Source organism: Polaromonas sp. P1_E3 (assembly GCF_056405935.1).
In genome coordinates this window covers 1-19,275 of sequence record NZ_JBFUBD010000046.1, presented here as the reverse complement: position 1 = coordinate 19,275, position 19,275 = coordinate 1, and the positions used below count along the sequence as shown (strand labels likewise).

Sequence of the window (19,275 nt, the reverse complement as noted above, 5' to 3'; positions counted from 1 at the left end):
GCAACGCGGGCGGGCGCGTGGTGGCGTCAGCGCCGTTATTTTCTATCAATTGAATAGGCGTCATGGGAAGGTTCGTCTCCCATTTCCCGGCATTTCGGAGGGCAATGTAGCTGGCAAGGACGGGTAGAGACACACCAGGGCCGGTTATTCCTCGTCTTTTTTGCATCCAATTGTTGCGAATGAGAATAATTCGCATATACTCCATTTTCTTCAGAGCCAGCCACAAGTACGCGAGCCCACAGGACTCGCCATTACCGCAGCAAGCCCTCCAAATCTTTCACTTTTTGGGCTTGCACGTGACATCGATTCATCCATCTTCCCGCTTCGCCCTGCGCGAAATTTCTTTGCTGGCCGGTCTGGCCTGTAGCGCCGGCTTTGCGGTGCATGCACAGCCGTTGGCGAATGCGCCGGTGCAGGTCGCAGCCCTGAAAGAGGTCGTGGTCAGCGGTTCACGCAACGAGCAGTCTGCGGAAGACATTCCGCAAACCATCGACGTGATCAATGCCACCGATATCGAGCAGGGCCAGATCCGCGACATCCGCGACGCGGCTAAAAATATTCCCAACGCTTCGGTGCGCCGCGCGCCCGCACGTTTTGGCCTGGCGCAAGGTGACACCGGCCGCGAAGGCAATGCCGGGTTCAACATCCGCGGCCTCGACGGGAACCGCGTGCTGATGATGGTGGACGGTATCCGCATTCCACGCAGCTATGCGTTCAGCCCCAATTCCTTCGGCCGTGACAGCGTGTCCATTGACCTCATCAAGCGCATTGAGATCGTCAAGGGCCCGGCCTCCGTGCTGTACGGCTCCGACGGCATTGCGGGCCTGGTGAACTTCATCACCAACGAGCCGGACGACTACCTGAAGAACGGCAAGACGCTGGGCGGCCGTGCGTCCATCGGGTACAGCGGCGACAACAATGAAACAGCTGTCAGCGGCACGATTGCCGGCCGAGTCAACGAGGCGCTGGCGTGGCAATTAAGCGTGGCCACCAGCCGCGGCAACGAACTCGAAAACCGCGGCGAAACCAGCGGCGCAGGCTTTACCCGTACGGCGCCAAATCCGCAAACAGACAAGGCGAACTCCCTGCTGGCAAAAGTTGTGTTGAACCCGACTTCTTCGCAAAAACACGTCATCACCTTCGAGCACGTCGACAAGAAGAGCGACTACAACCTGCTGACCGCGCGCTCCGCCACGGTGCTGGACTCCTACTCGTCCGGCAAGATGGACCGCGACCGCCTGACCTGGGACGCCAGGTACCAGGTCAACACGGTATTGGCCGACAACATCCAGACAGTGCTCAGCTTCCAGGACGCGAAATCCAACGACTTCACCTATGAGCGTCGCACCGCATTGCCACAGGTGCGCACGCGCGATACCACCTACAGCGAGCGCACGCTGCAGGCCAGCATCCAGGCCGACAAGACCATCCGCATGGGCAGCAACTCTGCGCAGAAGATCACCTACGGCCTGGACCACACCAGCGCAGACATCGAAAACCTGCAGACCGGCCTGGTGCCGCCTGCCGGTGAAACCTTCCCGCTCAAGCGCTTCCCTGATACGAAAGAGACCGCCACGGCGTTCTACGTGCAGGACGAATTCATCCTGGGCGACTGGAGCGTGACGCCGGGCGTGCGCGCCGACAGCTTCAAGATCGACGCGGCGCAGGCTGGGTTCCCCGTGCCTGCCGTGTCGTTGTCAGGCTCGGCCTTGTCCCCCAAGGTCGGCGTCATCTACCGCGCCACGCCGCAGTGGAGTTTCTTCGGCAACTACGCCAGTGGTTTCCGCGCGCCCAATGCCGGCCAGGTCAATGGTTTCTTCCAGAACATCGCAGGCGGCTACCGCACCGTTCCCAACCCCAACCTCAAGCCAGAGAAGAGCCGCAACGTCGAGTTCGGCGTTCGTGCGCGGCTGGACCCGCTGAGCTTTGACACGGCCGTGTTCTATGGCCGCTTCAAAGACCTGATCCAGGACGGCGCCATTGTGAGCGGCGCGTTCGGAAACCCGGGCAATCCCGCCGTGATCCAGTCGATCAACATTGACAACGCCACCATTAGCGGCTTTGAGATCAGGGGCGACATGAAATGGGGCAAGGTCGCCGACGGCCAACTCAGCACGCCCTTCTCTTACGGCTACACCCGCGGCACCGTGAAGAACACCGGCAAACCGCTGGACACGATCGATCCCGCCAAGCTCAGCGTCGGCCTGAAGTATGAGACCGCGTCGTGGGATGTGCGCCTGGACGCGAGCCACCATTCGGCCAAGAAGTTCGACGACATCAGCGCACAGACCATTGCCGCCGCGCCGCCTTCAGTGCCTGTGGCGGCCACGCAATTCGCCGTGCCATCCGCAACCACGCTGGACCTGACCGGCCAGTGGCGCATCAGTAAAACCCTGCGCCTGAACGCCGGCCTGATCAACCTGACGAACAGGAAGTACTGGAACTGGTCCGATGTGCGCGGCGTCGCTGCCAATTCCTCCTTCCGCGATGCGTACAGCCAGCCGGGCCGTTATTTCAACATCTCGCTGGTCGCTGATTTCTGATGCGGCCCTGAACGTTGACGAAAAGGAAAACCATGAGCCAGTCATCCGACCAAGGCATCAGCAACAGTGATGATGTCGCTTCGACCGACGCACAGAGTCTGCCCCCGCCGGAAGCGCTGCTGGCCGGAACGCTCGCCCTGATGACCGGCCACGCCCAGGCCTGCTGCCAGGGGCAGCGGGCGCTGATGGCCAGAAAAATCATCGCCAACCTGCTCATGCTCTGGCGCCACCCCAGCGCGCCACCGGACTTCAGGGCCATTGCCGCCAACCTGCATCCCTTGTGGATGCGGCTGCTACGAGCAAACCCTGACCAGCCGCAGCAGCTTTTGCCTGCAGATCATTCTGACCCCCACCGCGTGCTTTGGCACACAACCCCGGAGACCCTTCAATGAGCGCAGTCCTTCAAACCCAGACGCGGCCCGACGCCGCAAGCCAGGCACACGCCGGCACTGCACCCCTGAACCCCGCATCCTTGCGTGAGCGCTTTGCGGCGGCGCGCAGCAGCGGCAAGCGTGCCAAGGACGCCGCCGAGAGCATCGGCGTCACCGAGGGCCAAGCCATCGCGGCCCACGCCGGAGCGCATGATCTGGTCTTAAAAGCCACGCCGCTCAAAGGCCCCTGGGTTGAAATTTTGCAGGCGCTGGAGCTGTGCGGGCCGGTCATGGCGCTCACGCGCAATGAATCCACCGTGCACGAAAAAACCGGTGTCTACCGCAATATCAGCGCGCAGGGCCATATGGGTCTGGCGCTGGGTGAGGAAATCGACCTGCGCATTTTCTTCAGCCGCTGGCATGCCGGCTTCTACGTCTTCGAGCCCGCAAACGACCCCAGGAACCCGGCTTCGGAAAGCCTGCAGTTCTTTGACGCACACGGTGTGGCGGTGCACAAGGTGTTTGCCCGGCCCGAGACCGACCGTGAAGCGTTCAGGGACGTCGCCAACCAGTTCACGTATGCCGGCAAGGCTTATGCCTTTACGCCCCCCATACCCAAAGACGTGCCCAAGCCCGATTCGGCCATCGACGCAGCCGCGCTGGCTCAAGGCTGGAGCGAAATGAAGGACACGCACGAATTTTTCGGCCTGATCGGGAAGGCAGGGGCGGAGCGCCAGCAAGCCTTCCGGCTCGTTGAAGGCCGCTTCACCCGCAGGGCCGACCTGACGGTAGTCCGCAAGCTGCTCGACGAAGCCTCGATGGACGGCACGCCCATCATGGTGTTTGTGGGCAGCCTGGGCTGTATCCAGATCCACACAGGCCCGGTCAAGCGCATCGAGCCCATGGTCACGCCCACCGCACAGTGGATCAACGTGCTGGATGCGGGCTTCAATCTGCACCTGCGTGAAGACATGATCGAGAGTGCCTGGATTGTCGAGAAGCCCACGACCGAAGGCCTGGTCACCTCGGTAGAGGTATTCGACGGTGCGGGCGAGTTGATGGCGATGTTCTTTGGAGCGCGTAAGCCCGGTGTGCCTGAACTGAAGGCCTGGCGCGACATCGTGGCGCGCCTGCCCCGGCTCAAGGAAGTGGCATGAGCCATGCCGAAAACACCTCATCACCCTATTCCTCATGCAAGGGTTCCCATGAAACCACTTCCACTTCCAGTTCAATGTCCAATCCGCCGGCGCGACGCCTTGCGGTTTTTTTCACTCCCGGCGGTTTCCGCCGTCTCCAGCGTTTGCGGCCTGTCTGCGAGTGCTGTGCTGGCTCAGACGGCCCCGGCGAAGATGCCGCGCATCGTCTCGGTGAGCGGCGCGACCACGGAAATCGTTTACGCGCTGGGCGCTGAAAAACAGCTGGTCGGCACCGACACCACCAGCCTGTTTCCGGCCGCCGCATTGCAAACACCCAAGGTGGGCTACATGCGCCAGCTCTCCGCTGAAGGGCTGCTCTCGCTCAAGCCCGATGCGGTGATAGGCACCACCGAAGCCGGGCCCAATGTGGTGATGGACCAGATCCGCAGCGCCGGCGTCAAGGTGGAACTCGTTGATGCCGACCACAGCTGGGCGGAAGTGCAGCGCAAGGTCACGGCCGTCGGGCGCGCGACGTCGCGTGTTGCACAAGCCGCCTCGCTGCAGGCAAAGCTTGATGCCCAGTGGGCCGAGGTGATCGCCACGGTGGCCCGTCACACCGGCCGAAAACCCCGCGCCGTTTTTATCCTCAGCCATTCAGGCAGTCCGCAGGTCGCCGGCGACAAGACCGCCGCGCACGCCATGTTTCGTTACGCGGGCCTGGACAACGCCCTGATCGCGCCCGGCAGTTCCGCCAACTTCAGCGGCTACCGCCCGATGACACCCGAGGCCCTGGTCACAGCCGCGCCGGATGTGATCGTCACGACCACGCAGGGCATTGAAGCCGTCGGCGGGATTGAGAAATTCTGGCAGCGCCCGGGCCTGGAGCTCACACCCGCCTACAAACGCCGTGCGCTGGTGGCGCTTGATGCGCTTTACCTGATCGGGTTTGGCCCGCGCCTGCCGCAGGCCGTGGCCGAGCTGCACCGGGCCAGCCTGAAGGCGCTGGCATGAACGTAACCGCGCCGCACGGCGAGCACCGGCGCTGGCCTGCCAGGGCGGTGCTGGGCGCGGGTGTCCTGCTCCTCGCTATCAGTTTTATAGCTGGTAGCGCGCGTGGCGCCTACGCCATAAGCCCTTTTCAGTTATGGAATGTGCTGGTCGACATGCTGGCCGGAAGCGCCCTGCCAACACCCGAGCATCTTGTTTTCATGAACATCCGCCTGCCGCGCTTGCTGCTGGGCGTGGCGGCCGGCGCGGCGCTGGGCATGTCGGGCGCGCTGATGCAGGGCCTGTTTCGCAACCCGCTGGCCGACCCCGGCCTGATCGGTGTCAGCAGCGGTGCGGCTTTGGCTGCGGGCATGACCATCGTGCTGGGCAGCCTGTGGTTTCCCGACATGCCGCGCACGCTGGGCAGCTGGACGCTGGTGCTCATGGCCTTTATGGGCAGCCTGCTGGTTACGGTGCTGGTGTATGCGCTGTCGCAGCAGGACGGCGCCACGCGCGTCGGCATCATGCTGCTGGCCGGCATTGCGGTGAATGCGCTGGCCGGCGCGGGCCTGGGTTACCTCACTTTCCTGGCCACCGATGAGCAGCTGCGCAACATCCAGTTCTGGCTGCTCGGCAGCCTGGGTGGCGCGCGCTGGAGCGCGGTGGCGCTGGTGTTCTCCGTGGTGCTGGCCGCGGTATGCGCCGGCCTGACATTGGCCAAACCCCTCAATGCCATTGCGTTGGGGGAAGCCCAGGCCGCCCTGCTGGGCGTGCCGGTCGAGCGCGTCAAGCGTTTTGCCGTGCTTGTGACAGCGCTGGCCGTCGGCGCCGTCACGGCCACCACCGGCATCATTGGCTTCATCGGCCTGGTGGCGCCCCATTGCGTGCGCCTGGTGGCCGGGCCTGACCACCGCATTGTGCTGCCGGGCTCGGCCCTGTTGGGCGCGGCACTGGTGCTGGTGGCCGACAGCGTGGCCCGCACCGCGGTCAAACCGGCCGAATTGCCGCTGGGCGTACTGACAGCCTTTGTCGGCGTGCCTTTCTTTTTACTGCTGCTGCGGCACTTCCGGAGCCGGCTGTGATGCCCGCCGTGAGGACTTGTACATGAACGCACGCAACCAGACTGACTTCCTGCCGATGGCCGGGCTGCTGGAGATGACAGGCGCCGGCGTCGAAGTGCCGGAACGTACTTTGTTGCAAGGTGCGTCTGCGCAATTCATGGCGGGCCAGGTGACCGCAGTGCTTGGGCCCAACGGGGCAGGCAAATCTACTTTGATGTCGTTGCTGACCGGCCAGCGCCAACCCGCCAGCGGCCAGGTATGTTTGGGCGGCAAGGCGCTGGCCGCCTACGCACCCGCCGAGCTGGCCCGTATACGCGCCTCGGTGGCGCAGGAAACGCAGGTCGCATTTGAATTCACCGTACGGGAGGTGGTCGAACTGGGCCGCTATCCGCACCGACACAAGCCGGGCCGCAGCACCGCGGATATTCCGCTACAGGCCATGAAGGTGACAGCGGTTGAGCATTTGCAGCACCGCGTGCTCAACACGCTTTCAGGCGGGGAGAAAGCGCGTGTCCACCTGGCGCGCGCGCTGGCGCAGGTGTGGGAACCCGTGACAGATATTTCAGGCCCTACCCCTGCTAGATGGCTGTTGCTGGACGAGCCAACCGCTGCGTTGGACTTGCAGCACCAGCACCGCGTGTTGCAACTCGTGCGCGCATGGGCTACGGCGCAGGGCGTGGGCGTGGTGGCCGTGCTGCATGACCTGAACCTGGCGCTGCGCTACAGTGACCGCTGCGTGGTGCTGCAAGGCGGGCAGGTGGTGGGCGGCGGCGTCACTGCCGATGTGCTCACGCCGTCTTGCATCGAGAAAGTCTGGAGCGTGGTGGCGCATCCGGTGGCGACACAGGGCGGGCCGCCCGGGCCGCGCCAGTATTTGTTTGACGCGCCTGTCTAGAACTCCGGCTATTCAGGTCGAAAGGGCAATCACCACAGCGGATTCGTCAATCAAGGCCTGTACAAGCGTTTTGGCCTTGAGTCCACTGCCCGCCGCAGCAAACCCCACCAGCTGCAAGCCGCCATCCAGCTGCAGCGACACCTCGTCGCCGCTCACACCGCGGCTGATACGGACCGCCTTCCCATTGAGATCTTGAACGCCCGGCGCCGTAGCGGCGCGCGACTGCGCTGTCACGGTCACCGCTGTGGCCTTGCACAGGGCCAGCACTGCCTGGCCCTTTTGCAGCCCCAGCAATTCAACGCTTGCCTTGGTGATGCGCGAAACCAGCAAGGCGCCGCCGGCCAGGTTTAAATACACACGCGCCATCTGTCCCCGAACTTGCAGCTTGCCGACCTGGCAAGGCAACTGGTTGCGCATGCTGGTGCGCACGCTCATGTAGGGCAACGCGGGCAGGGCGCGCGGCAGCAACAGTTCGTTGGACTTGAAGGCAGACAGCACCTGGCTGCGCGTTTCATTCAGCAGGCCTGCCATCGCCAGCAGCTTCTGGCCTGCCGGGGTTAGCGTGGCGCCGCCACCGCCTGAGCCGCCCACAGCGCGCTCCACCAGCGCCACACCAGCCAGATTGGTCAATGTGTCGATAGCCTGCCAGGCGGCCTTGTAGCTGACCCTGGCTTGCCGCGCTGCCTGGGAGATCGAGCCGCTTTCACCGACCAGGCGCAGGATTTCGATGCGCTTGTCGGCCGGCTCATGGCTGAAGGCGCTTGTGAAGGAGGGAGCAGCAGGCGAGGAGGTGGCAGCTTTTTTCATGGAGGCCCCGGGACAGGTATCGCTATTCTAAAATAGAATAGCGATTCGTCAGGAGTGGTTTTTCTTTCAAGCGCATCGTCGCCTCCTTCGCTGTCATCTCCCGTCTTTCATCACCGGAGTTTCACCATGTCCAAACCTGCGTCGCGCTGGCTGCCGGCTCTGTGTCTCGTGCTCGCACCGGCCGCTGCGCTGGCCGATGATGTCCAGGTTGCTGTGGCAGCCAATTTCACCGCGCCCATGAAGCTGATTGCTGCGGACTTTGAAAAAGACACGGGCCACAAAGCCGTGCTGACCTTCGGCGCTACCGGCAAGTTCTACGCGCAGATCACCAATGGCGCGCCGTTTGAAGTGTTTCTTGCGGCCGACGACGAAACCCCCGCGAAGCTGGAGAAGGAGGGTGCGGCCGTGAATGGCAGCCGCTTCACCTATGCCACTGGCAAGCTGGTGCTCTGGTCGGCCCAGCCCGGCGTGGTTGATGTGCGGGGCGAGGTCCTGAAAAAGGGCGCCTTCAAAAAGATCGCCATCGCCGCCCCCAAGCTCGCGCCCTACGGCGCTGCCGCCGTCGAGACCATGAATAAACTGGGCCTGCAAGCCGTCCTGGAGCCCAAACTGGTGCAAGGCGAAAGCATCGGCCAGACCTTCAGCTTTGTCTCTACCGGCAATGCGGAGCTCGGTTTTATTGCGCTCTCGCAGGTCTACGAAGGCGGAAAAATCAGGTCGGGCTCGGCCTGGGTTGTTCCCGGGAGCCTGCACAGCCCGATCCGCCAGGATGCGGTGCTGCTGGCCAAGGCCAAAGACAGCAAGGCCGCGGTGCAGCTGATGGCCTTTCTGAAAACAGAGAAGGCCAGGGCGGTGATCCGTTCTTTCGGCTACGAGCCCTGAAGCTGCATCAATCGACATATAAAAAAGAAGAGGCACTGACCCATGCTGGACGATGCAAGTTTTCAGGCGCTGGTGCTGACCTTGAGGCTGGCCGCCACCACCACCGTATTGCTGCTGCTTGCCGGCACGCCGCTGGCCTGGTGGCTGGCGCGCACGCGTTCCTGGCTCAAGGGGCCGGTGGGTGCGCTTGTAGCGTTGCCGCTGGTTTTGCCGCCGGTGGTACTGGGCTTTTACCTTCTGGTGCTGATGGGGCCGAACGGCCCAGTGGGCCAGCTCACACAGTCGTTAGGGTTGGGTGTGCTGCCGTTTACCTTTGCCGGACTCGTGGTGGGATCGGTGCTGTATTCCATGCCTTTCGTGGTGCAGCCGCTGCAAAACGCCTTTGAGGCGATTGGCGAACGGCCGCTGGAAGCCGCCGCCACCTTGCGCGCGTCGCCGCTGGATACCTTTTTCAGCGTGGTGCTGCCGCTGGCCCGGCCCGCCTATCTGACGGCCGCCGTCATGGGCTTTGCGCACACGGTGGGCGAGTTCGGCATCGTGCTCATGATGGGGGGCAACATTCCGGGTCAGACGCGGGTGATGTCGGTGCAGATTTACGACCATGTGGAAGCGCTGGAGTACAGCCAGGCGCACTGGCTGGCCGGTGGTTTGCTGGTGTTTTCTTTTCTGGTCCTGCTGGCGCTGTATACATTGCAGCCGGGGCAGCGAAGGGGGCACGGCGCGTGAGACCGATGGACCCGGCAGTCGCCGTGGCGGGCATTGCTGCTTCATTTCGCCGCAATTTCGGGGGGTTCTCGCTCGACGTGGCGCTGGCGCTGCCGGGGCGCGGCGTCACCGCCGTCTTTGGCCCGTCGGGCTCGGGCAAGACCAGCCTGTTGCGCAGCGTCGCGGGGCTGGAGCGTGCCGGCAGCGGCTACCTCGCCGTCAATGGCGAGGTGTGGCAGGACGATGCAGGCGGCGTTTTTGTGCCGGTGCACAAACGTCCGCTGGGCTATGTGTTCCAGGAGGCGAGCCTCTTTGCGCATCTCGACGTCAGCTGTAACCTGGACTTCGGTCTGCGCCGTGTGCCCGCGGCCCAACGCCGTGTACCGCTGGAACGTGCCATTGAATTGCTGGGCTTGCAAAAGCTGATGCGGCGCATGCCTGGCACACTTTCGGGCGGCGAGCGCCAGCGCGTGGCCATCGCGCGCGCTCTGGCCACCAGTCCGCGCCTCTTGCTCATGGACGAGCCACTGGCTTCGCTGGACCTTGCCCGCAAGGCGGAAATCCTGCCCTACCTGGAGCGCCTGCATGACGAGCTGGACATGCCCGTGCTCTACGTCAGCCATGCGCCCGACGAAGTCGCCCGGCTGGCCGACCACCTGGTGCTGCTGGACGCGGGGCGCGTGACGGCCTCGGGCGCCACACGCGAGCTCATGACGCGGCTGGACCTGCCGCTGGCCCATGGCGACGCCGCCGCCGCGGTGATTGACGCGACGGTCAGCGCCGTCGAGCCGCAGTGGCACATGAGCCATGCCGAGTTTTCCGGGGGGCGCATCAGCCTGCTCAATCCCACCTTGCAGGTCGGCCAGCGMGTGCGCGTGCGCATCCAGGCGCGTGACGTGAGCCTGACGCTGGAGCGCCAGGAGGGCACCAGCGTGCAGAACATCTTTGCGGTTACTGTCACCGGGTTTTCCGCCGACAGCCCGGGACAAGTGATGGTCAGCCTGGACGCCGGCGGCAGCACACTGCTGGCGCGGCTCACCCAAAAGTCGGCGGAAGCCCTGCAATTGCAGCCCGGCAGTCGTGTGTACGCGCAGGTCAAGGGGGTGGCGGTGCTGGGCTGATGCGTTAGTCTTCAGTTGGCTTGCTATTAAAAAGATAGCTGCTTGCGCTTGCCAGTATTGGGTGAAAGGCTAATTTCCTATGAAATCTTCGGCGAATTCCGACATTCGAGCTGACCAAGGGGCGCCGTATGAGCCGGTCGGGCCGGCCGAGGCCGCCCGGCTCAGTATTCGAGCCGCTCTGGCCGGATTTCCTGCAGGATGGTGGTGGCGATCTCTTCAATCGACTTGGTAGTGGTTGACAGCCAGCGTATGCCTTCGCGCCGCATCATGGCTTCGGCCTCATGGATTTCGTCGCGGCAGTTCTCCAGGCTGGCGTATTTGGAGTTGGGCCGGCGCTCATTGCGTATCTGCGCCAGGCGCTCGGGTGCGATCGTCAGCCCGAAGATTTTCTTGCGGTGCGGCACCAGCGCCGGTGGCAGCTGGCGGCGCTCAAAGTCTTCGGGGATCAATGGGTAGTTGGAGGCCTTCAGCCCGTATTGCATGGCCAGGTAAAGCGAGGTCGGCGTCTTGCCGCTGCGGCTTACGCCCACCAGGATGACGTCCGAACCGGCCAGGTCGCGGTTGCTCTGGCCGTCGTCGTGCGCCAGCGAAAAATTGATGGCCTCGATGCGGTCGTCGTATTCCTTGCTTTTGGAGGCATCTGAAAACCGGCCTACCCGGTGGTTGGACTTGATGCCCAGCTCACCCTCCAGCGGCGCCACAAACATGCCGAACATGTCCAGCAGCATGCCGTTGCAGTGGGCCTTGATGACAGCCAGGATCTCCATGTTGACCAGCGTCGTGAAGACGATGGGCCGTTTGCCCTCGACTTCGGCCGTGTGGTTGATCTGCCGGATCGCCTGGTGGGCCTTGTCCACGCTGTCGATAAAAGGCAGGCGGACATGGCGCGGCTTGAATTCAAACTGCGCCAGGATGGCGTTACCAAAGGTTTCAGCGGTGATGCCGGTGCCATCGGAGATGAAAAACACGGTGCGTTGGGACATGGAGGTACTGGAAAAAGGAGCTGAAGAGGAGCTAGAAGGAGCTTAAAGAGCGCTGAAAAGGCGGGAAGGGGTGTTTGACTGGTTGAAAGCCGGGTGAAAGCCTGACACGGCACGCCGGGCCCGAGGCCCCTACAATCGTGGCAATTATCCAGTTTGTCACATCATGCACCGCCACAACCCCTTCGAACAACAACAAGGTTGCCTGCCGCGCATGGTGAATTCCCCGGTTTTTAAACCTCCCGGAGTATTTTCATGTCCAAGCTGTTTGAGGCGACCGCCCTGGTCGTACCGTTTGAAAACCTGAGGATGACAGACGTCGAGTCCGTCGGCGGCAAGAACGCCAGCCTCGGCGAGATGATTTCGCAACTGCCGACCGGCCCCAACGGGGTTCGTGTCCCCACCGGTTTTGCCACAACGGCCCACGCCTTCCGCGTGTTCCTGGCGCACGACGGTCTCGACAAAAAAATCAACGGCGTGCTGGACACGCTCAACACCGACGACGTGCGCGCACTGGCCGAAGCCGGCGCCAAAATCCGAAAACTGGTTGAAGCCCAGCCTTTCCCGGCCGACCTGGAAAAAGCCGTTCGCGACAGCTTTGCCGCCCTCAGCGCCGGCAATGCGCAAGCCAGCTTTGCGGTGCGCTCATCCGCCACGGCGGAGGACTTGCCCGACGCATCGTTTGCCGGCCAACAGGAAACCTTCCTGAATGTTGTGGGCATCGAGGACGTGCTGCACAAGATGAAAGAGGTGTTCGCATCGCTCTACAACGACCGAGCCATCAGCTACCGGGTTCACCAGGGCTTTGCTCATTCCGATGTGGCGCTTTCCGCCGGCATCCAGCGCATGGTGCGCAGCGACAAGGGCGCGGCCGGTGTGATGTTCACCATCGACACCGAAAGCGGCTTTGAAGACGTGGTGTTCATCACCTCCAGCTACGGCCTGGGCGAAACGGTGGTGCAGGGCGCCGTCAACCCTGACGAGTTCTATGTGCACAAGCCGATGCTGAAAGCCGGCAAGCGCGCGGTGATCCGGCGCAACCTGGGTTCCAAGCTGCTGCAGATGGAGTTCACCAGCGCCGATGAGAAAAAAGCCGGCGGCAAGCTGGTCAAGACCACCGACGTGCCGACCGAGCTGCGCAACCGCTATTCGCTGACTGACGCCGACGTCGAGCAATTGGCCCGTTATGCATTGATCATCGAAGCGCATTACGGCCGCCCGATGGACATCGAGTGGGGCAAGGACGGCATCGACGGCGAGCTGTACATCCTGCAGGCACGTCCCGAAACCGTGAAGAGCCAGTCCAAAGGCAAGGCCGAGCAGCGCTACAAGCTCAAGGGCACCGGCACCGTGCTGGCAGAAGGCCGGGCGATTGGCCAGAAGATCGGTACGGGCGCAGTCCGCATCGTGCACGACATCAAGGACATGGACCAGGTGCAGCCCGGCGATATCCTGGTGACGGACATGACCGACCCGAACTGGGAACCGGTGATGAAACGCGCCAGCGCCATCGTGACCAACCGCGGCGGTCGCACCTGCCACGCAGCGATCATCGCGCGTGAGTTGGGCATCCCGGCCGTGGTCGGCTGTGGCGACGCCACCGAAACGCTGAAGGACGGCATGCTGGTGACGGTGAGCTGCGCCGAGGGCGACACCGGCAATATCTATGACGGCCTGCTCGAGACCGAAGTGACCGAGGTGCAGCGCGGTGAGATGCCGCCGATTGACATGAAGATCACCATGAACGTCGGCAACCCGCAGCTGGCGTTTGACTTTTGCCAGATCCCCAACCACGGCGTTGGCCTGGCGCGCCTGGAGTTTGTCATCAACAACAACATCGGCGTTCACCCCAAGGCGATTCTTGACTACCCCAATGTCGATGCCGACCTGAAAAAAGCGGTGGAAAGCGTAGCCCGCGGCCATGCCTCCCCACGTGCCTTCTATGTCGACAAGGTGACCGAAGGCGTGGCGACCATCGCGGCAGCCTTCTGGCCCAAGCCCGTGATCGTGCGTCTGTCGGACTTCAAGTCCAACGAATATCGCAAGCTGATCGGCGGCTCACGCTACGAGCCCGAAGAAGAAAACCCTATGCTGGGCTTTCGCGGCGCATCACGTTACTTGAGCCCTGATTTTGGCGAAGCCTTTGCGATGGAGTGCGAAGCGCTCAGGCGCGTGCGTGACGATATGGGCCTGGTCAATGTGGAAGTCATGGTGCCATTTGTCCGTACGCTTGGCCAGGCCAAAAAGGTCACCGACCTGCTGGCCCAGCACGGCCTCAAGCGCGGCGAGCAGGGCCTGCGCGTGATCATGATGTGCGAAGTGCCCAGCAACGCCATCCTGGCGGACGAGTTCCTGGAGTACTTTGACGGCTTCTCGATCGGTTCGAACGATTTGACCCAGCTCACGCTGGGCCTGGACCGTGACTCAGGGCTGGACATCCTGGCCCAGGACTTCGATGAACGCGACCCCGCCGTCAAGGCGATGTTGAGCCGGGCCATCCAGGCCTGCCGGCGTGCGGGTAAATACGTCGGCATTTGCGGCCAGGGCCCCAGCGACCATCCCGACTTTGCGCAGTGGCTCAARGACGAGGGTATTGGTTCGATCTCGCTGAATCCCGACACGGTGATCGACACCTGGAAGCAGCTGGCCAACTAAGGGCTGCAAGGCCATTTCAAGGCCACCTAAAAAAATGAGCTGTGAATGCGCTGCGGAGGAATCCGCAGCGCTTTTTTTTCGGGCGTTCCCGAGGGAAAACCCCCGCTGGCAGGTATTTTCCTGATGAACAATCGGTGAGCCGTCCGACGACAATCGAAACAGCGCCGTTTTTTTCTCCTGTTCGCTGTCTTTGCTTTCATCTTTCTTTTACCGCCACGAGCCATGCTTGCTGTTGCCACCACCACCAAATTGCTCGCTGAAATCGCCCTGCTGGCACTGGCCGGCCAATGGGTGGTAGGCCTGCTGGCAGGCGCGGCAAGGGGCCGCAATCCCTTTTACCGCGTGCTACAACTGGTAGGCCGGCCCTGGGTGAAGGCAGCGCGCTGGATCTCACCGCCGGTGGTGCTGGAGCGTCACCTGCCGCTCGTGGCTTTTCTGGTGCTCGTGCTGGTGTGGGCCGGAGCAGCCGTCGCCAAGGTCCGCATCTGCCTCGAAATCGGTGTGGCCCTATGCAAGTGAGAACGATGCACGCGCTGCATTACCATTTCCTGAAGGTGCAGGCCGTGTTGTTGCTGGCCTGCGGGCGCCGTCCAGCGGCTCTGTCAAGGTTTGAAGAGATGCTGAGCCTGGTGCCCGTGGATGCCTACGCGCTGGCCAGCAGCGCCCACGTGCAGGCGCAGCTCGGCCGCAGGCCGGAGGCCATCACAGGCCTGCAACAGCTCACCGCGGCGCACCCGCAGAATGCAGCGGCCTGGTTCAACCTGGCTTATCTGCTGCAGCAGGATGGCCGCCACGATGAGGCGGGTTTCGCATTTGAGAGCGCTGTAGCGATAGATTCACGCATGGACCAGGCCTGGTACGGCCTGGCGCTAGTGCTGATACAACAGCAGCGGTTTCACGAGGCGGCCCAGGCGCTGGAAAGGAACACCGCACTGCAGCCCCTCAGCCCCTATGGCTGGTACCGGCTGGCACAAGTAAATTTTTCCTTGGGCGACATGGACAAGGCGCGCACAGTCATTGCACATCTTCGGCGGTTTGAACCCCGTGTGGCAGCGCAGCTGGAGCACGAGCATGGCTTGGCGTCCCGGCAAGGTGAAGGCAAGGGCGAAGGCGCGACGAGCAACGGCCGCGCCGCTTCCAGGGTAGCTCATGCAGCCCACTGACAGCCATCGCCGTTACTGGCGCAAGACCCGCGTCATCACGGCCGCCTTGCTGCTGGTGTGGTTTGCCGTCACCTTCGGCGTGAGCTATTTCGCGCGGGCGCTGAACTTCACATTTTTCGGCTGGCCTTTCAGTTTCTGGATGGGCGCGCAGGGCGCCTTGCTCGTCTATTGCCTGATCGTCGGTCTTTATGCCTGGTACATGAACCGGCTCGATATCGAACATGACGTGGCGGACGGAGACTGAATGGCCGRCTTCTTTGGTTCGCGCGACGGGATCACGCTCTCCAGCCAGCAATTCAAGGCACAGCTCAACCGTGTCTACCGCTGGTACACGCTGGGCCTGGTGGTATTCGTGGTCATTCTGGCGGGCCTGGAGCGCATGGGCCTGCCGCGCCTGTGGATAGGCTCGGCCTTCCTGCTGGCCACCATTGGCCTTTATGCAGGGATCGGCGTGATGAGCCGCACCACCGACGCTGCTGAATATTACGTGGCGGGCAGGCGCGTGCCGGCGGTCTACAACGGCATGGCCACCGGCGCCGACTGGATGTCTGCGGCGTCCTTCATCGGCCTGGCGGGCACGCTGTATCTCACCGGCTACAGCGGCCTGGCCTTTGTCATGGGTTGGACAGGCGGCTATTGCCTGGTGGCCCTGGTGCTGGCGCCTTACCTGCGCAAGTTCGGCCAGTTCACCATTCCTGACTTTTTGGGCGAGCGTTACGGTGGCCACTTGCCCCGACTTATTGGCCTGGCAGCTGCCATCCTGTGTTCTTTCACCTACCTCGTCGCGCAGATCTATGGCGTCGGCCTGATCACTTCGTACCTCACCGGTATCGCGTTTGAGCTGGGAATTTTTTTGGGCCTTGGCGGTATCCTGGTGTGTTCGTTCCTCGGGGGAATGCGCGCGGTGACCTGGACGCAGGTGGCCCAGTACATCATCCTGGTCGTCGCTTATCTGATCCCGGTGGTATGGCTGTCGGTCAAGCAAACCGGTGTTCCCGTGCCACAGCTGGTGTATGGCTTCCAGCTCGAAAAAGTCACTGCGAAAGAAAAAGAACTGTCCACTGACCCCAGGGAATTGCAGGTGCGTGAACTTTTCCGGCAACGTGCCGAAGCGCTCACCGGCAAGCTGGACCATCCGGCGGCCTCGCTGGCCGCAGACAGGCAGGCTGCCGGCAAGCGCATGGAGCAACTCAAGGGCGGCAACGCATCGGTCTCTGAAATTTCATCGGCAGCTCGCGCCCTGGCTGCCATGCCGAAGGACGAAGCCGCTGCGGTCAAGGCCTGGACAGCGGCCCGCGCGGTGGCAGAAACCAAGACCTTGCCGCTTAACGGAATGCCCGCCCACGCGGCGCAGTTCTCGGGCGATCCCAACGGAACACCGAAGGAGCAGGGCGCTTACGACACTTCCCGCCGAAATTTCCTGGCGCTGGTGTTTTGCCTCATGGTCGGCACCGCCGCCTTGCCGCACATCCTGATGCGTTATTACACGGTGCCCAGCGTGAAAGAGGCGCGCCAGTCGGTGACATGGTCGCTGTTCTTTATCTTTTTGCTGTATTTCACCGCGCCCGCGCTCGCGGTGCTGGTGAAGTATGAAATCTTCACCGTGCTGGTCGGCACGCCGTTTGACCAGCTCCCGGCTTGGGTCAACTCCTGGAGCCGGGTGGACCCAACGCTGCTGTCGGTCAGTGACATCAACCGTGACAACATCCTGCAGCTTAACGAAATGACCATAGGTGGTGACATCATCGTGCTGCTGACGCCGGAACTGGCGGGCCTGCCGTATGTCATTTCCGGGCTGGTTGCGGCGGGCGGGCTGGCTGCCGCGTTGTCGACTGCCGATGGCCTGTTGCTGACGATCGCCAACGCGCTGGGCCACGATCTGTATTACAAGATGATCGACCCCAACGCTTCCACCGTGAGCCGGGTGACGGTGTCCAAGATATTGCTGCTCATCGTGGCCTTGTCGGCAGCTTATGTGGCTGCGCAAAAACCGGCCGACATCCTCTTTCTCGTGTCAGCCGCCTTTTCTTTTGCCGCCGCTTCCTTTTTCCCGGCCTTGAGCCTGGGGATTTTCTGGAAGCGCGCCACCGGGATCGCCGCCGTGCTGGGCATGATGTCGGGCCTGGGAGTGACCACGTATTACATGTTCACCACCCAACCCTGGCTGCGCGCCACCTTTGGCATCACCTCGCCGGTGCAGCTGTGGTGGGGGATAGAGCCCATTTCCGCCKGTCTTTTCGGCGTTCCGGTGGGCTTCGCCGTGATTGTGCTGGTGAGCCTGGTCACCCGGCCTCCCAGCCAGAAAGTGCAGGAACTGGTCGAATACATCCGCTATCCGGACCTGAAACACCTTTAAAACCCCGCGGAGCTGATATGCGGGGGATTTTCCCCTCAACGGGCGAATCCGGCTCCTCCTCCCCGCCTTTACCAGCAGGGGCCGCGGAACCGGCTTTGCCGGGCCGCAGGCGCAGCGCCCCCTCGGGGGGCAGCGACCCACACGAAGTGGGGGAGCGTGGGGGTGCTATAATCATTGGCTTCGCCTTGCTGCACCCTTAACGACGCTGGGGCAGCTTCAATCAACCACAAGGAGAGTTTATGCGTCACTATGAGATCGTCTTGCTGATCCATCCGGATCAAAGCGAGCAAGTCCCAGCCATGCTGGAACGTTACAAGGGCATGATCACCGCCGGCGGTGGCAAAGTGCACCGTGTTGAAGATTGGGGCCGCCGCCAGCTGGTGTACCTGATCCAGAAACTGGCCAAAGCCCACTACCTCTGCATCAACATCGAAGCCAGCCAGGCCGTGATGGAAGAAATTGAACACGCGTTCAAGTTCAACGATGCCGTGCTGCGCCACCTGACCGTGGTGAAGAAGAAGGCCGAAACCGGCCCATCCCTCATGATGCGCAACGTCGAGAGGGAAGAAGCCCGTAAAGCCCAACAGCAGGAGTATGCGGCTTAATAGCCAACATGCTGTTGAACGCCTCGCTGCCGCGCATCTGCTTTTGAGCAAGAGCCCGCAGTGAACCACGTTGAACTGACCGCCTGTATCRCCGAGGCAAGTCCTCTTCGCTACACGCCCGCTGGAATCCCCGCCGCCAACTTCGTTCTCGAACACGAGTCCGAAATGATCGAGGCGGGAGTCACCAGACAGGTCAAATTGACGGTAAGGGCGGTGGCCTTCGGAGCGCTGGCTGAGCAATCAGCCAAATCCCCGCTAGGCAAGCCCTTCAGGTTCACCGGTTTTCTCATCAATGCGCGCACCAGCAAAGGTGTTGTTTTTCATATCCAGGCTCTGCACAAGGTAGAGCAAGTACCGAACCCCATTTAAGGAGTCCATCATGGCCGGACCAAAACGTTTCAACAAAGACAAGCGCCCCAAGCGCAATACCCAATCCCTGCTGTTCAAGCGCAAGCGCTTTTGCCGCTTCACTGCAGCAGGCGTTGAAGAAATCGACTACAAAGACATCGACACCCTGCGCGATTTCGTCGCCGAAAACGGCAAGATCATTCCCGCACGCCTGACCGGCACGCGCGCGATTTTCCAGCGCCAGATCAACACCGCCGTCAAGCGCGCTCGCTTCCTCGCGATGCTGCCTTACAGCGACCAGCACCGTAGCCTGTAAGGAGCACGACCATGCAAATTATTCTGCTCGACAAAGTCGTGAACCTCGGTAACCTCGGCGAAATCGTCAAGGTCAAAGACGGCTACGCACGCAACTTCCTGATCCCTTCGGGCCGCGCACGCCGCGCCACGGAAGCCAACAAGGCCGAATTCGAAGCCAAGCGCGCCGAACTCGAAAAAGCTGCGGCTGCCAAGCTGGCCGAAATGCAAGCCCAGGGCGCAAAGCTCGGCGGCACTACCGTCAAGCTCACGCAAAAAGCCGGTGTTGACGGCCGCCTGTTCGGCTCCGTCACCAACCATGACATCTCGGCTGAGCTGACCAAGCAGGGCTTCCCTGTCCTGAAG

21 protein-coding genes are annotated in these 19,275 nt (G+C 62.4%); 18 read left to right on the top strand and 3 right to left on the bottom strand.

Annotation, left to right across the window (positions count from 1 at the left end; translation table 11 throughout):
• Positions 1-196 (bottom strand): hypothetical protein (locus AC1D0Z_RS08705; RefSeq protein WP_477657847.1); only part of this gene is annotated, 196 nt, incomplete at its 3' end.
• A gap of 100 nt (positions 197-296) precedes the next feature.
• Here AC1D0Z_RS08705 and AC1D0Z_RS08700 point away from each other — a divergent pair.
• The 6 genes from AC1D0Z_RS08700 to AC1D0Z_RS08675 are packed head-to-tail and all read left to right on the top strand — an operon-like array spanning position 297 to position 6,993.
• The gene (locus tag AC1D0Z_RS08700; protein WP_477657846.1) at positions 297-2,543 is read left to right on the top strand and encodes a TonB-dependent hemoglobin/transferrin/lactoferrin family receptor; all 2,247 of its coding nucleotides are present in this window, start codon (positions 297-299) and stop codon (positions 2,541-2,543) included.
• A gap of 32 nt (positions 2,544-2,575) precedes the next feature.
• Positions 2,576-2,935, top strand: coding sequence for a hypothetical protein (locus AC1D0Z_RS08695; RefSeq protein ID WP_477657845.1), 360 nt, complete (start codon positions 2,576-2,578; stop codon positions 2,933-2,935).
• On the top strand, positions 2,932-4,071 hold the full coding sequence (locus tag AC1D0Z_RS08690; RefSeq protein ID WP_477657844.1) for a hemin-degrading factor: 1,140 nt from the start codon (positions 2,932-2,934) through the stop codon (positions 4,069-4,071). The genes AC1D0Z_RS08695 and AC1D0Z_RS08690 overlap by 4 nt, the downstream gene beginning before the upstream one ends.
• A gap of 48 nt (positions 4,072-4,119) precedes the next feature.
• Entirely contained in the window at positions 4,120-5,061 is a 942-nt protein-coding gene (locus AC1D0Z_RS08685; RefSeq protein ID WP_477657843.1) for a heme/hemin ABC transporter substrate-binding protein, read from the top strand.
• Entirely contained in the window at positions 5,058-6,119 is a 1,062-nt protein-coding gene (locus AC1D0Z_RS08680; RefSeq protein ID WP_477657842.1) for a FecCD family ABC transporter permease, read from the top strand. The genes AC1D0Z_RS08685 and AC1D0Z_RS08680 overlap by 4 nt, the downstream gene beginning before the upstream one ends.
• A 22-nt stretch (positions 6,120-6,141) precedes the next feature.
• Positions 6,142-6,993, top strand: coding sequence for a heme ABC transporter ATP-binding protein (locus AC1D0Z_RS08675; RefSeq protein WP_477657841.1), 852 nt, complete (start codon positions 6,142-6,144; stop codon positions 6,991-6,993).
• 12 nt (positions 6,994-7,005) lie between these two features.
• On the opposite strand, the gene AC1D0Z_RS08670 is transcribed toward AC1D0Z_RS08675, so the two are convergent.
• Positions 7,006-7,800 (bottom strand): TOBE domain-containing protein, encoded by a 795-nt coding sequence (locus tag AC1D0Z_RS08670; RefSeq protein WP_477657840.1) that lies wholly within the window; start codon positions 7,798-7,800, stop codon positions 7,006-7,008.
• A 126-nt stretch (positions 7,801-7,926) separates the two neighbouring features.
• Between AC1D0Z_RS08670 and modA the strand changes: the two genes are divergently transcribed.
• The 3 genes from modA to modC are packed head-to-tail and all read left to right on the top strand — an operon-like array spanning position 7,927 to position 10,508.
• Complete coding sequence (gene modA / locus AC1D0Z_RS08665; protein ID WP_477657839.1) at positions 7,927-8,682, top strand: molybdate ABC transporter substrate-binding protein; 756 nt, start codon at positions 7,927-7,929, stop codon at positions 8,680-8,682.
• 42 nt (positions 8,683-8,724) lie between these two features.
• Positions 8,725-9,408, top strand: a complete 684-nt coding sequence (gene modB / locus AC1D0Z_RS08660; protein ID WP_477657838.1) for a molybdate ABC transporter permease subunit — start codon at positions 8,725-8,727, stop codon at positions 9,406-9,408.
• A 5-nt stretch (positions 9,409-9,413) separates the two neighbouring features.
• Positions 9,414-10,508 carry a molybdenum ABC transporter ATP-binding protein gene (gene modC / locus AC1D0Z_RS08655; RefSeq protein ID WP_477657848.1) on the top strand — a complete coding sequence of 365 codons (1,095 nt, stop codon included), beginning with the start codon at positions 9,414-9,416 and terminating at the stop codon, positions 10,506-10,508.
• A 161-nt stretch (positions 10,509-10,669) separates the two neighbouring features.
• Here the strand turns inward: modC and ppsR are convergent, their stop codons facing one another.
• The gene (gene ppsR / locus AC1D0Z_RS08650; RefSeq protein ID WP_457278791.1) at positions 10,670-11,491 is read right to left on the bottom strand and encodes a posphoenolpyruvate synthetase regulatory kinase/phosphorylase PpsR; all 822 of its coding nucleotides are present in this window, start codon (positions 11,489-11,491) and stop codon (positions 10,670-10,672) included.
• Between the two features lie 252 nt (positions 11,492-11,743).
• Here ppsR and ppsA point away from each other — a divergent pair, with 252 nt between their 5' ends.
• The 9 genes from ppsA to rplI all read left to right on the top strand — a co-directional run.
• On the top strand, positions 11,744-14,143 hold the full coding sequence (gene ppsA, locus AC1D0Z_RS08645; protein WP_477657837.1) for a phosphoenolpyruvate synthase: 2,400 nt from the start codon (positions 11,744-11,746) through the stop codon (positions 14,141-14,143).
• A gap of 222 nt (positions 14,144-14,365) precedes the next feature.
• Positions 14,366-14,662: a hypothetical protein gene (locus AC1D0Z_RS08640; protein WP_477657836.1), complete on the top strand. Its 297-nt coding sequence runs from the start codon at positions 14,366-14,368 to the stop codon at positions 14,660-14,662.
• Positions 14,653-15,306, top strand: coding sequence for a tetratricopeptide repeat protein (locus tag AC1D0Z_RS08635; protein ID WP_477657835.1), 654 nt, complete (start codon positions 14,653-14,655; stop codon positions 15,304-15,306). The genes AC1D0Z_RS08640 and AC1D0Z_RS08635 overlap by 10 nt, the downstream gene beginning before the upstream one ends.
• The gene (locus AC1D0Z_RS08630; protein ID WP_477657834.1) at positions 15,293-15,550 is read left to right on the top strand and encodes a DUF4212 domain-containing protein; all 258 of its coding nucleotides are present in this window, start codon (positions 15,293-15,295) and stop codon (positions 15,548-15,550) included. The genes AC1D0Z_RS08635 and AC1D0Z_RS08630 overlap by 14 nt, the downstream gene beginning before the upstream one ends.
• Entirely contained in the window at positions 15,551-17,662 is a 2,112-nt protein-coding gene (locus tag AC1D0Z_RS08625) for a sodium:solute symporter family protein (protein WP_477657833.1), read from the top strand. It begins immediately after the preceding gene.
• 239 nt (positions 17,663-17,901) lie between these two features.
• Entirely contained in the window at positions 17,902-18,267 is a 366-nt protein-coding gene (rpsF, locus tag AC1D0Z_RS08620) for a 30S ribosomal protein S6 (protein WP_007871089.1), read from the top strand.
• 60 nt (positions 18,268-18,327) lie between these two features.
• On the top strand, positions 18,328-18,636 hold the full coding sequence (priB, locus tag AC1D0Z_RS08615) for a primosomal replication protein N (protein WP_477657832.1): 309 nt from the start codon (positions 18,328-18,330) through the stop codon (positions 18,634-18,636).
• Between the two features lie 10 nt (positions 18,637-18,646).
• Positions 18,647-18,931, top strand: coding sequence for a 30S ribosomal protein S18 (rpsR, locus tag AC1D0Z_RS08610; RefSeq protein WP_011483947.1), 285 nt, complete (start codon positions 18,647-18,649; stop codon positions 18,929-18,931).
• 11 nt (positions 18,932-18,942) lie between these two features.
• Positions 18,943-19,275 (top strand): 50S ribosomal protein L9 (rplI, locus tag AC1D0Z_RS08605; protein ID WP_477657831.1); only part of this gene is annotated, 333 nt, incomplete at its 3' end.